Here is a 12,564-nt window from a genome sequence, read left to right as displayed (position 1 = left end):
GGATGTCGTCGCCGCGACGTATCCTCGCCCTCATGACCGGACTCACTCCGTACCTCTCCTTCGACGGCACCGCACGCGACGCCCTCGAGTTCTACCGCGGGGTGTTCGGCGGCGAGCTCGTCCTCGCGACGTTCGGCGAGTTCGGGCGCGACGACGGGCCCGCCGACCGCATCGCGCACGGCATGCTGCAGGGGGTCGTCGAGCTCTTCGCCTCGGATGTCGCGAGCGGGGAGCCGACACTCGAACTCCGCGGCATCCTGTTCTCCCTGCTGGGCACCGCCGAGCCGGCCGTCTTGGAGGAGTGGTTCGCGGCGCTCGCCGACGGGGGCGACGTGCTCGACCCGCTCGCCTTGCGACCCTGGGGTGACCACGACGGTCAGGTGCGCGACCGGTTCGGGGTGACCTGGCTCATCGGCTACCAGGGATGACCGACCCGGTCGACCGGCTGCGCGCCCGCGCGGCGGAGCTCGACGCGTTGTGGGCCCGGCTGGACGCCGACGAGGCGTCGGTGCTCTCCGACCGTGCCGACGCGACCGCCGACGACGAGCACGATCCGGAGGGGTCGACCCTCTCCGGCGAGTGGCAGCGCATCGACGCACTGCGTCGTTCGGTGCAGGACGAGCGGGCCGAGGTCGCGGCCGCGCTTTCCCGCGTGGATGCCGGGACGTACGGAACCTGCGTCGTCTGCGGCGGGCCCATCGCCGCGGGCCGGCTCGAGGCACGGCCGATGGCCACGACCTGCATCGCTTGCGCCGCCTGAACGGAGCCTTGCGGACCCGCGAGGCGGAGCGATGTCACGCCTGAAGCTGCTCCCGGTCGTCCAGCAACCGCGCGTGGGTCTCGTCGGCCCGGACGTTCCGTCACGGCGTTCACAACTCCGGAACCGTGGCCAGCAAACCCCGCGACGCGCCGAGGTCTCGCCGTCATGGCCGCGAGTCTCCGGAGTTGTGGACGGCACGACAGTCGGTGCCTTCCCGACGCTCGACAACGAGGGTGTTGACACACGGCATCCCGTCGCCTAACGTACAACCAAATGGTTGTACAAACTGAGTTGAGCGACGATGAGACCGATCGGCTGTTCCACGCCCTGGCGGCGGCGACGCGGCGCGACATCCTGCGCCGCACCATCGTCGACGAGCAGTCGGTGTCGGCACTCGCCGCGGACTACGACATGTCGTTCGCCGCGGTGCAGAAGCACGTGGCCGTGCTGGAAGCGGCCGGCCTCGTCATCAAGCGCGCCGAGGGACGCGAGCGCCTCGTGCGCGCCGATCCGCGCATGATCGCGCGTGCCCGAGCGCTGCTCGCCCGCTACGAAGACCTCTGGCGCTCGCGGATCGACCGCCTCGACGCCCTGCTCGCTGAACCCCACGATCCCCGTCCCACGCAAGGAGACTGACATGCCCGTCACCGACATCACCACCGATCCCGAGAACTTCACGATGACCCTCGTCGCGGATGCCGCGGCGCCCGTTTCCCGCCTCTGGGAGGCCTTCACGAACCCGCGTCAACTGGAGCGGTTCTGGGGTCCTCCCGGGTGGCCGGCCACGTTCACGGCGTTCGACCTCCGCCCCGGCGGCCGCGTCGACTACCGGATGACGAGCCCGCAGGGCCAGCGCTCCGCCGGATCGTGGGAGGTGCTGAACGTCGACCCCGGACGCAGCTTCGAGGTGCTCGACTCGTTCGTCGGCGACGACGGTGAGAAGCTCGACGGCTTCCCCTCGATGCGCATGGTCTTCTCGTTCGAGGCGACCGCCGACGGCTCGCGACTCACCAACACCACCTACTTCACCTCGCTCGAGGCGCTCGAGCAGGTCGTCGCGATGGGGGCGATCGAGGGTTCGCGTCTGGCGATGAGCCAGCTCGACGCCGTGCTGCAGGACCTCCGGGCGTACGCGCAGGGCAAGGGCACTCGCACCGAGCTGCTGACCGATCAGCACGTGCGGATCACCCGGCTCATCGAGGGTTCGCGCGAGCTCGTCTGGCGTGCCCACCACGAGCCGGAGCTGCTGCGTCAGTGGCTGCTCGGCCCCGACGGCTGGCAGATGGTCGAGTGCGAGGTCGGCGAGACCACCCGCTTCGTCTGGCAACAGGGCGACGACGAGTCGACCCGCTTCGGCTTCGAGAGCGAGCGGCTGCTCAGCGAGCCGATGTGGCGCGAGGTGTCGACGGAGCGCATGATCGGCACCCCGGGGCCGTCGACCGTGAACGACCTGCAGTTCTACGAGGAGGACGGCGCGACCCTGCTCACGCTGCTGATCGAGTACCCCGACAAGGAGACCCGCGACATGATCCTCGCGACGGGGATGACCGACGGCATGGAGGCGTCGTACGCGCGCCTGGAGGCGGTCGTCGCGGGCTGAGCCCGTCTGCGGCGCGGGGCGTTTCGACTCGGCGCTGCGCGCCTCGCTCAACGACCGGGAGGGGTGCGCCCTCCGGTCGTTGAGCGAGTGCAGCGAGTCGAAACGCCCGCGCCCCGACCGTCGCGGGTCAGTCGCCGAGCACGAGTCGGTAGCCCATGCCCTGCTCGGTGAGCAGGTGCTGGGGATGCGCCGGATCGCGCTCGAGCTTCTTGCGCAGCTGCGACATGTAGAGGCGCAGATAACCCGAGTCGGCCACCTGGTCGGTTCCCCAGATGTCTCTCAGCAGGTTCTGCCGGGTCACGAGCGTGCCGGGGTTGCGGGCGAGGAACTCGAGCATCCGCCATTCCGTCGGCGTCAGGTGCACGACCTCGCCGCCGCGGACGACCCGGGTGGCGGCGAGGTCGACCTCCACATCGCCGAAGCGCACGACAGGCGTGTCCACGGATGCCGCCGCTGCCACGCCCCGCCGACGTGCGAGGGCGCGCAGGCGTGCGAGCAGCTCGTCGATCTGGAACGGCTTCGTGACGTAGTCGTCGGCGCCGGCATCCAGAGCTTCGACCTTGTCGGCCGAGCCCGTCCGTCCGGACACGACGAGGATCGGCACATCGGTCCACCCGCGCAGCGCGTGGATCACCTCGATGCCGTCCAGGCGCGGCATGCCGAGATCCAGCATGACGACGTCGGGGCGCGCCTGCGCCGCCGTGGCGATCGCGGCGGCGCCGTCGGGCGCGGCGATGACGTCGTAGCCGTGCGCGGCGAGGGTGATCCGCAGCGCCCGCACGAGCTGCGGATCGTCGTCGGCGACCAGGATCTTCACGATCTCATCCTCCCGCTTCGGCGACCGAGGGCGCGGCGAGAGTGGATGCCGCGGCATCCACCGGCAGCGAGACCACCATCGTCAGCCCCCCGCCGGGCGTGGTCTCGGGCGTCAGCGTGCCGCCCATGCCCTCGGTGAAGCCCTTCGACAGGGCGAGCCCGAGCCCCAGCCCGGTGGTGTTGTCGGTGTCGCCGAGCCGCTGGAAGGGAGCGAAGATGTCGTCCTGGCGGTCGGCGCTGACGCCCGGGCCGTGGTCGACGATCCGCAGCTCGACGGTCGAGCCGAGCCGGCTGGATGCGATGCGCACGCGCGTGCCGAGCGGCGCGTAACGGCGCGCATTGGCGAGCACGTTGACGATGACCCGCTGCAGCAGCACGGGATCGGCGCGCACCGCAGGAACGGTCGGATCGAGCGCGAGTTCGACGACGTCGGGTCCGATGCCCAGCTCGTCGAGGGCTTCGAGAACTGCCCCCGCGAGATCGACGGGGGAGAGCGAGACGGCGAGCACCCCCGCTTGCACGCGGCTCACATCGAGCAGGTCGGTGACCAGCGCCGCGAGCGCGGCGAGCGACTCGTCCGCGGTTTCGACGAGCTCGTCGCGGTCGGCGGCGGTGAGCGAGGGCCCCGCGGCACGCAGTCCGCCGACGGCGGCGATGGCGGCCGCGAGCGGCCGGCGCAGATCGTGGCTGACCGCCGACAGCAACGCCGTGCGCACCTGGTCGGTCGCGGCCAGGGCGTCGGCGGTGCGGGCCGTCTGCGTGAGCTCGCTGTGCTCCAGGGCCGCAGCGAGTTGAGCGGTGATGACGTCGAGGAGGCGTCGTTCGGGGCCGCCGACATCGCCGCCGTGCAGCTCCAGCGTGGCCCGAGGGCCGCCCGCGGCATCCGTGCCGACGGGCACCACGACCGCCCGGCCGTCGCGCACCGGCTCGCCGTCGGTCGCCAGCACCTGCTGCGTCGATCCGTCTCCGGCCAGCAGGCGCGCCCCGCTCACGCCGAACGCTTCCCGCGTGCGACTGACCAAGGCCGGAACGGCGCTCTCGCCCCGCAGCACGCTGCCCGACACCGTCGCCAGCAGCTCCGACTCCGCAGCGGCGCGCCGTGCCCGGCGGGTGCGCCGCGCCGCCTGGTCGACGATCCAGCTCACCAGGATCGCGATCACCACGTACAGCACGAGCGCCAGCGCGTGCAGCGGGTTGTCGATCGTGACCGTGAAACGCGGATGGATGAACAGGAAGTCCAGCGTCAACCCCGACAGCACCGCCGCGAACAGCGCCGGCCAGATCCCGCCGATCAACGCGACGACGACCACGAGCAGTTGGTAGGAGAGCACGTCGGAGGTGATCGTCTCTTCGTTCGCGGTCGCGAACAGCAGCCACGACAGCAGCGGCCCGCCGGTGAGAGCGACCACCAGCCCCAGGATGCGCCGCCGCCAGCCCAGCGCCCCTCCGGTCAGCCGCGGCAGGTGCAGGTTTCCGCCCGCGGCGGCGTGGGTCACGATGTGCACGTCGATGTCGCCCGACTCGCGAATGACCGTGGCCCCGATGCCCGGGCCGGTGAAGGCCGCGCCGAGCCGGCTGCGACGGCTGGCGCCCAGCACGAGCTGGGTCGCGTTGACCGACCGGGCGAACTCGACCAGCGTCCGCGGCACGTCCTCGCCGATCACCTGGTGGTAGCTGCCGCCGAGCGACTCGACGAGTGCGCGCTGGGCCGCGAGGGCACCGGGAGCGGCCGCACGCAGCCCCTCCTGCGTCGTCACGTGCACCGCGAGCAACTCGCCCCCGGCGGCACGCGCGGCGATGCGCGCTCCGCGCTGCAGGAGCGTGTCGCCCTCCGGGCCGCCGGTGAGGGCGACGACGACCCGCTCGCGCGCCTGCCACGCCCCGCGGATGCCGTGCTCCTCGCGGTAGCTCTGCAGCGCGCTGTCGACCTCGTCGGCGAGCCACAGGAGGGCGAGTTCGCGCAGGGCCGTGAGGTTTCCGAGGCGGAAGTAGTTCGACAGGGCCGCGTCGATGCGCTCGGCGGGGTAGACGGCGCCGGCGGCGAGCCGGTCGCGCAGCGACTGCGGCGCGAGGTCGACGACCTCGATCTGGTCGGCGGCGCGCACCACGGCATCCGGCACCGTCTCGCGCTGAGTGACCCCGGTGATCTGCGCGACCACGCCGCCCAGCGAGGCGATGTGCTGGACGTTGACGGTCGTGATCACGTCGATGCCGGCGGCCAGCAGCTCCTCGACGTCCTGCCATCGCTTCTCGTTGCGGGAGCCCGGTGCGTTGGTGTGGGCGAGCTCGTCGACGAGCGCGATCTCGGGATGCCGATCCAGCAGGCCGTCGAGGTCGAGCTCGTCGAGGTCGACCTCGCGATGGCGCAGACGCCGGCGTCCGAGCGTGGGCAGGCCTTCCGCGCGGGCCGAGGTGGCCGCCCGGCCGTGGGTCTCGACGATGCCGACGACCACGTCGCGCCCGTCGGCGAGCAGCCGGTGTCCCTCGGACAGCATCTCGTAGGTCTTGCCGACGCCCGGCGCCGCCCCGAGCAGCACGCGCAGTCTGCCCCGCTTCATGCGTTCACCCTAGTTCTCCCGCCGCCGCGCAGCCGCCCCGAACGACGTGCAAGCGATGTCGGCGGACGCGCCGCGTCGCACGTCACCGCAGCCATCGTCACCGCGTGGCGGCGTCGAGGGCGAGGTTCAGCTCGAGCACGTCGACGCGGGGCTCGCCCAGGAAGCCGAGGTCGCGCGAGCTGGTGTGCTGATCGACGAGCGCCGAGACCACCGCCGGATCGAGGCCGCGCGCCGCGGCGACGCGGGCCACCTGCAGCTTCGCGTACGCCGGCGAGATGTGCGGGTCGAGTCCCGACCCGGATGCCGTGACGGCATCGGCGGGGATCTCGCCCACCGCGACACCGTCCGCGGAGGCGATCGCGGCCTGGCGCTCGCCGATCGCGGTCACGAGGTCGCTGTTCTCCGGGCCGAGGTTCGACCCGCTGGACGCCGCGCCGTCGTATCCGCTGCCCGCGGCCGATGGCCGCGACTGGAAGTACTGGGGGAGGGCTGCCCCGTCGGCATCCGTGAAGGACTGGCCGATCAGCGCGCTGCCGACGACCTGACCGCCGGCGTCGCGCACGAGGGAACCGTTGGCCTGCGCGGGCAGGACCACCTGGCCGATGCCCGTGATGACGGCGGTGTAGGCGATGCCGAGGACGACCGTGGCGAGCAGCATCGCGCGGGCGGCGACGCCGAGATGGCGGAGGGAAGTGCGGGTGGACATGACGATGCCTTTCGAAGAGCCCGGTCAGAAGCCCGGGAGAAGGCTCACGACGAGGTCGATGAGCTTGATGCCGACGAAGGGGGCGATGACTCCGCCCAGTCCGTAGACGAGGAGGTTGCGCCCGAGGATCTGCGAGGCGCTCGCCGGCCGGTAGGCGACGCCCTTCAACGCCAGCGGGATCAGCACCACGATGATGATCGCGTTGAAGATGATGGCGCTCGTGACCGCCGACGCGGGCGAGTGCAGCTGCATGAGGTTCAGCGCGGCGAGTCCCGGGAAGACGCCCATGAACATCGCCGGGATGATCGCGAAGTACTTCGCGATGTCATTGGCGAGGGAGAACGTCGTCAGTGCTCCTCGGGTGATGAGCAGCTGCTTGCCGATGCGGACGATGTCGATGAGCTTGGTCGGGTCGCTGTCGAGGTCGACCATGTTGCCGGCCTCTTTCGCGGCCGACGTGCCCGTGTTCATTGCGACGCCGACGTCGGCCTGCGCGAGCGCGGGGGCGTCGTTGGTGCCGTCGCCGGTCATCGCAACGAGGGCACCACCGGCCTGTTCGCGCTGGATGAGCGCCAGCTTGTCCTCCGGGGTGGCCTCGGCGAGGAAGTCGTCGACGCCCGCCTCGGCGGCGATCGCCCGCGCCGTCAGGGGGTTGTCGCCCGTGATCATCACGGTGCGGATGCCCATCGCACGCAGCTGTGTGAACCGCTCGGCGAGGCCCTCCTTGACGACGTCCTTCAGGTGCACAACGCCGAGCACGCGCGCCTCGGTGGCATCCTGAACGGCCACCACCAGCGGCGTGCCGCCCGACTGCGACACGGACTCGATGTCCGAGGTCAGCTGCGTGCGCACGGAGGCCGACACCGGACCGGTCTGCTCCATCCAGGCGAGCACGGCGCTGCCGGCGCCCTTGCGGATGACGGTGCCGTCGGCGAGATCCAGACCGCTCATGCGGGTCTGGGCGGTGAACGGGACGGCGACGGCGTCGGCTGGAGCGGTCGCCTCGACGCCGCGCGCGGTGGCGAGCTCGACGATCGAGACCCCTTCCGGTGTGGGGTCGGAAAGCGACGACAGCGCGGCGGTGCGCGCGAGTTCGGTCTCCTCCACCCCGGTCAGCGGCAGGAAGGCGCTCGCGCGACGGTTGCCGTAGGTGATCGTGCCGGTCTTGTCGAGCAGCAGCGTCGTGACGTCGCCGGCGGCCTCGACCGCGCGGCCCGACATGGCCAGGACGTTGTGCTGCACGAGACGGTCCATGCCGGCGATGCCGATCGCCGACAGCAGCGCACCGATCGTCGTCGGGATGAGGCAGACGAGCAGTGCCACGAGCACGGGGATGCTGACCGGGCTCGCCGCGTACGAGGCGATCGGGTTGAGGGTCAGCACCACGACGACGAACACGATCGACAGGCTCGCCAGCAGGATGCCGAGGGCGATCTCGTTGGGGGTGCGCTGACGGTTCGCGCCCTCGACGAGAGCGATCATGCGGTCGACGAAGGTCTGACCGGGCGTGGACGTGATGCGGACGACGACGCGGTCGCTGAGCACCCGCGTGCCGCCGGTGACGGCGCTGCGGTCGCCGCCGGATTCGCGCACGACGGGGGCCGATTCGCCGGTGATGGCCGATTCGTCGACCGTCGCGATGCCCCAGATGACGTCGCCGTCGCCGGGGATGAGCTCGCCGGCCGACACGACCACGACGTCGTCCAGGGTCAGCTCCGACGAGGCCACGTCTTCGGTCGCGGCGGTGGTGGCCGCGGCATCCGCGGCGCCGTCGTAGTCGCGCACTCGGTGCGCGACCGTGGCGGTGCGGGTCGTGCGCAGGGCCTGCGCCTGCGCCTTGCCGCGGCCTTCGGCGACCGACTCGGCGAGGTTCGCGAACAGCACCGTCAGCCAGAGCCACACGGCGATGCCCCACGTGAAGCCGCCCGGCACCGGGGTGCCGCCCGAGCTCTGCGGACCGCCGAGGAAGGGCTCGGCGATCGCGATCGCGGTGGTGAGGGCCGCGCCCACCCACACGAGGAACATGACGGGGCTGCGCCAGAGCTCGGCGGGGTTGAGCTTGCGCAGCGCCCCCGGAAGGGCCTCGATCAGCTGGCTCCAGCCGAAGGCGCGGCGGGTCGGAGCGGGCGAGGACGCACGGTCGTCACCGGTGGGTTGCGGACGGTCGAGGACCGGAGCGGACGTGTTCATTTCAGGAAAGACCTTCTGCCAGGGGACCCAGCGCGAGAACGGGGAAATACGTCAGTGCGGTGATGACCACGGTCACGACCGCGAGGAGCCCGACGAACTGCGGGCGGTGCGTCGGCAGTGTGCCGGCGGTGGCGGGCACGCGCTCCTGCGCGGCGAGCGAGCCGGCCAGGGCGAGCACGAGCACGATCGGGACGAACCGTCCGAGCAGCATCACCACACCCAGCGCCGTGTTGAACCAGGGCGTGTTCGCGGTGAGTCCGGCGAACGCCGAGCCATTGTTGTTCGCGGCCGACGTGAACGCGTACAGCACCTCCGTCATCCCGTGGATGCCGGGATTGAGGATCGAGGTCGCCTCGACGTCGGCGCGCACGGCGGGGATGCCGAAGCTCAACGCCGTTCCCGCCAGCACCAGGGTCGGAGTCACCAGGATGTACAGGCTCGCGAGCTTGATCTGGGTGGGGCCGATCTTCTTGCCGAGGTATTCGGGGGTGCGACCGACCAGCAGACCTCCGACGAACACGGCGATGATCGCGAGCACGAGCATGCCGTACAGACCCGAGCCCACGCCGCCGGGGGCGACTTCGCCGAGCATCATGTTCAGCAGCGGAATCATGCCGCCCGCCGCGGTGTACGAGTCGTGCATCGAGTTCACGGCGCCGGTCGAGGTGAGCGTCGTGACGGCCGCGTACAGCGCCGAGCCGACGATGCCGAACCGCTGCTCCTTGCCCTCCATCGCGCCCCCGGCCAGCTGCGGGGCGGTGCCGTGTCCGGCGACCTCGAGCGCGCTCACCGCGGCGATCGACGCGATCGCGAGGGTCGACATGACCGCGAGGATCGCGTAGCCCTGGCGGTTGTCGCCGACCATGCGACCGAACGTGCGCGGCAGCGAGATCGGGACGACGAGGATCAGCAGCAGCTGGAACAGGTTCGTCCACGGCGTCGGGTTCTCGAAGGGGTGCGCGGAGTTCGCGTTGAAGAACCCGCCGCCGTTGGTGCCGAGCATCTTGATCGCCTCCTGCGAGGCGACCGGTCCGCCCGGGATCGACTGGGTGGCGCCCGCGAGGGTGTGCGCATCGACGAAGCCGTTGAGGTTCTGGATGACGCCGCCCGCCAGCAGCACGACCGCAGCGACGAGCGCGATCGGCAGCAGCAGTCGGCCGAGGCCACGCGTGAGATCGACCCAGAAGTTGCCGATCGTGCTCTGCCCGCGCCGCGCGAAGCCGCGCACGAGCGCGATCGCGACGGCGATGCCGACGGCGGCCGAGACGAAGTTCTGCACCGTGAGGCCGGCGAGCTGCACGAGGTAGCCCATCGTCGCCTCGGGGGAGTACGACTGCCAGTTGGTGTTGGTGACGAAGGACGCCGCGGTGTTGAACGCCAGGCCCTCGGGCACGGCCGGCAGCCCGAGCGAGGCCGGCAGGAACGCCTGCAGGCGCTGGAGCGCGTAGACGACGAGCACGCCCATGAGCGAGAAGGCGAGGACGCCCCGGGTATAGGCCTGCCAGGTCTGTTCGCTGCGCGGATCGACCCCGATGAGGCGGTAGACGACCCGCTCTGCGGCGGCATCCTTCTCGCCCGTGAAGATGCGGAACATGAGGTCGCCGACCGGGCGGTACAGCAGTGCGAGCAGCAGGACGAGGGTGGCGATCTGGAGCACACCGAACCAGATGTCGGCGGAATCGACGCCCATCAGAAGCGTTCCGGTTTCACGAGGGCGACGACGAGGTAGACGACGCTGGCGATGCCCAGCACGGCGCCGATGATCGAGAAGACGTCCATCAGAGTCGCTCCGCCCCCTTCGCGACGAGGGCGACGATCGCGAACACCGCGACCGTCACGACGACGTAGATCACATCGAGCACAGCAACTCCCGGACACTGACCGCGCTCCGACTTCGGCGCGGGCGCCCACCATGGGCACGGCATCCGATCCAACTCCTGCGCGGCGGCCGCTTCCGGCGTCCTTACGGTTTCCCTACGGCTCGGCGGGCGGTCCTCACGGCACGCTCACGTCGCCGGCGGGGGTGGGGCGTTTCGACTCGCTGCGCTCGCTCGACGACCGGGGACTGCGCTCGCTCAACGACCGGGAGCTTCCCCGCTGTGGTGCGGTCGAATGTGACGGTCGTGTAAAGCTTCGCCGAATATCTGAAAAAAAACTTCATAACGTGGTTCACTGGGCGACGTCACCTTCCGCACCGTCTCGTGAGGACACCATGAAGCGAAATCTTGCGATCGTCGGCGCCGCTGTGGTCGCTCTCGTCGTCATCGGCGGCGTCTCCGCCGCCGCGCAGGCGCCCGGCCCATCAGCGCGCACCGTCACCACCGCCGTCGCGAGGGCCGACACCGCTGCCGCCGAGGCCGGCGGCTGGACTGTCGCCTCCAGCGAGGGGAGCGCGGTGCCGCAGGGTGGTCGCGTCGTGGCCGCCGCGCCACACGACGTTGCGCCGATCCAGGTCTCGCTCGATCAGACCTCCATCGAGCAGTACTGGATGTGGGCGTCGGGTGTCGAGGTGACCGCTCACGGCATGACCCCCGGCGCGACGGCGACGATCTCCATCACGTTCGCCTCGGGCCTGCAGAAGCACTGGGCACCGATCACCGCGGATGCCGACGGCTCGATCGTGACCAGGGTGCGAACCCTCGACGTCGACCCCGAGAACACCCAGCCGGAGCCCGGCGTCGCCCGCATCACCGTCGACACGTCCACGGGAGAAGCAGGGTCCGCTCTCCTGGACATCACCGTGCCCGACGGCGAGCGCCTGAAGGTGTGGAGCGACCCCGCATCGATCACCCAGGACGAGTTCCTGGACAAAACCGTCGTCGTTCACGCGAGCGGCTTCGCCCCGATGACCCACGTCTTCTTCAACCTCGGCATGCCCGACACCACGATGGTGGCGATCGGCGAGAACGAGGGGCTGCACTCGGATGAGAACGGCGATTTCTCTTACGAGATGCAGATGGTCTCCGTCAACGCGCTCGTCGGTGAATGGCTCATCAGCCTGCAGTCCGCGGACGGCACTCAGCAGGGTTCCGGCACCTTCATGGTGACCCCGGGGGCACCGCGCACGCAGAACAAGACGCTCACGCCGTCCGCACCACAGATCTCGGCCGCCGCGTTCGCGACCGCGCCCGGAATGGCCTTCGACGTGACCGGCTTCATCCCCTTCGATACGTACGAGCTCACCCTGGTGACCTCGCGTGGCATTCGAATCCCGCTGGGCATCTCGCGGACGAATGGCGAGGGACGTCACCACAACAGCGTCAAGGCGCCCGACGGTGCGGCCGAGGGCGTCTATACGCTGGAGGCGCGCTCCACGATCACCGGTGACTACGCCCTCGGGACGTTCACCGTCACCGGAAATCCCGACAGCCCCGCCTCCTCGTTCGCGTTGACGCCGTCGACGGTCGCGGCCCGCGTGCTCAGCGATCCTGCGGGAGGGATCGTCGTGACCGGCGCAGCAATCCCGTCGGGAACGTCGCTGCGGGTGTCTCTCCGGGACGCGCAATGGAAGCGGATGCCGCTGACCGTCGGCGCCGATGCCTACGCCGATGCCGGGGAGGACGGCACCATCCGGATGCCGCTGGTCACCCTCGACCCGATCGCCGCGGGCTCCTACACCGTGTGGATCACCGCCGGCAGCGCGCCGTTCGGGTACAGCATCCAGCTGCCGCTGATGGTCACCGCAGAAAGCTCCGCCGCGCCCAGTGCGGACATCGTGCCCAGCTCCGGTGCCTCCAGCAGTGCGGTGGCTCCCGCTCCGAGCTCGCCGCTGGTGGCCATCACGCCGTCCACGACGACGCCGCGCGTCGACCGGCCCGCTCCGCCCGCGCCGAGTGCCGCGCCGAGCCCGTCGCCGTCGCCGGATGTCGATCCGCTCGAGGGCGACATCGCACCCCCGGCGCTTCCCGTTCCCACCTCGCCCGCTCGTTGAACC

The 12,564-nt window shown here is 70.8% G+C and carries 12 protein-coding genes; 5 read left to right on the top strand and 7 right to left on the bottom strand.

The features are described 5' to 3' along the window. Nucleotides 1-32: 32 nt before the first annotated feature. The 4 genes from ACT53O_RS04100 (at nt 33) to ACT53O_RS04085 (ending at nt 2,360) form a co-directional block, all read left to right on the top strand. A complete protein-coding gene (locus ACT53O_RS04100; RefSeq protein ID WP_294943043.1) occupies nt 33-428 on the top strand; it encodes a VOC family protein in 396 nt (131 codons plus the stop codon). Then, a complete protein-coding gene (locus ACT53O_RS04095) occupies nt 425-760 on the top strand; it encodes a TraR/DksA family transcriptional regulator (protein ID WP_295817854.1) in 336 nt (111 codons plus the stop codon). Before ACT53O_RS04100 ends, ACT53O_RS04095 begins: the two co-directional genes overlap by 4 nt. Before the next feature lie 273 nt (nt 761-1,033). Continuing rightward, nucleotides 1,034-1,396 (top strand): ArsR/SmtB family transcription factor, encoded by a 363-nt coding sequence (locus ACT53O_RS04090; RefSeq protein WP_036319301.1) that lies wholly within the window; start codon nt 1,034-1,036, stop codon nt 1,394-1,396. 1 nt (nt 1,397) lies between these two features. After that, nucleotides 1,398-2,360 (top strand): SRPBCC family protein, encoded by a 963-nt coding sequence (locus ACT53O_RS04085; RefSeq protein ID WP_476151416.1) that lies wholly within the window; start codon nt 1,398-1,400, stop codon nt 2,358-2,360. Between the two features lie 127 nt (nt 2,361-2,487). On the opposite strand, the gene ACT53O_RS04080 is transcribed toward ACT53O_RS04085, so the two are convergent. From ACT53O_RS04080 to ACT53O_RS04050, 7 genes are all read right to left on the bottom strand, one after another. Further along, nucleotides 2,488-3,177: a response regulator gene (locus ACT53O_RS04080; protein WP_476151415.1), complete on the bottom strand. Its 690-nt coding sequence runs from the start codon at nt 3,175-3,177 to the stop codon at nt 2,488-2,490. A gap of 4 nt (nt 3,178-3,181) precedes the next feature. Continuing rightward, entirely contained in the window at nt 3,182-5,734 is a 2,553-nt protein-coding gene (locus ACT53O_RS04075) for a DUF4118 domain-containing protein (protein WP_476151414.1), read from the bottom strand. A gap of 97 nt (nt 5,735-5,831) precedes the next feature. Next, on the bottom strand, nt 5,832-6,440 hold the full coding sequence (gene kdpC / locus ACT53O_RS04070; protein WP_476151413.1) for a potassium-transporting ATPase subunit KdpC: 609 nt from the start codon (nt 6,438-6,440) through the stop codon (nt 5,832-5,834). A 24-nt stretch (nt 6,441-6,464) separates the two neighbouring features. Continuing rightward, the gene (gene kdpB, locus ACT53O_RS04065; RefSeq protein ID WP_476151412.1) at nt 6,465-8,630 is read right to left on the bottom strand and encodes a potassium-transporting ATPase subunit KdpB; all 2,166 of its coding nucleotides are present in this window, start codon (nt 8,628-8,630) and stop codon (nt 6,465-6,467) included. A 1-nt stretch (nt 8,631) separates the two neighbouring features. Next, on the bottom strand, nt 8,632-10,320 hold the full coding sequence (kdpA, locus tag ACT53O_RS04060; RefSeq protein ID WP_476151411.1) for a potassium-transporting ATPase subunit KdpA: 1,689 nt from the start codon (nt 10,318-10,320) through the stop codon (nt 8,632-8,634). Next, nucleotides 10,320-10,409 (bottom strand): K(+)-transporting ATPase subunit F, encoded by a 90-nt coding sequence (gene kdpF, locus ACT53O_RS04055; RefSeq protein ID WP_036319279.1) that lies wholly within the window; start codon nt 10,407-10,409, stop codon nt 10,320-10,322. Before kdpF ends, kdpA begins: the two co-directional genes overlap by 1 nt. Continuing rightward, complete coding sequence (locus tag ACT53O_RS04050; RefSeq protein ID WP_476151410.1) at nt 10,409-10,555, bottom strand: hypothetical protein; 147 nt, start codon at nt 10,553-10,555, stop codon at nt 10,409-10,411. The genes kdpF and ACT53O_RS04050 overlap by 1 nt, the downstream gene beginning before the upstream one ends. A 287-nt stretch (nt 10,556-10,842) precedes the next feature. On the opposite strand from ACT53O_RS04050, the gene ACT53O_RS04045 reads away from it, so the two are divergent. Further along, nucleotides 10,843-12,561: a hypothetical protein gene (locus tag ACT53O_RS04045; protein ID WP_476151409.1), complete on the top strand. Its 1,719-nt coding sequence runs from the start codon at nt 10,843-10,845 to the stop codon at nt 12,559-12,561. Nucleotides 12,562-12,564: the final 3 nt, after the last annotated feature.

It is taken from the genome of Microbacterium sp. DMC48 (assembly GCF_056313825.1).
Note: the sequence above shows the minus strand (reverse complement) of the source record. Positions and strands in the feature narration are given on the sequence as shown.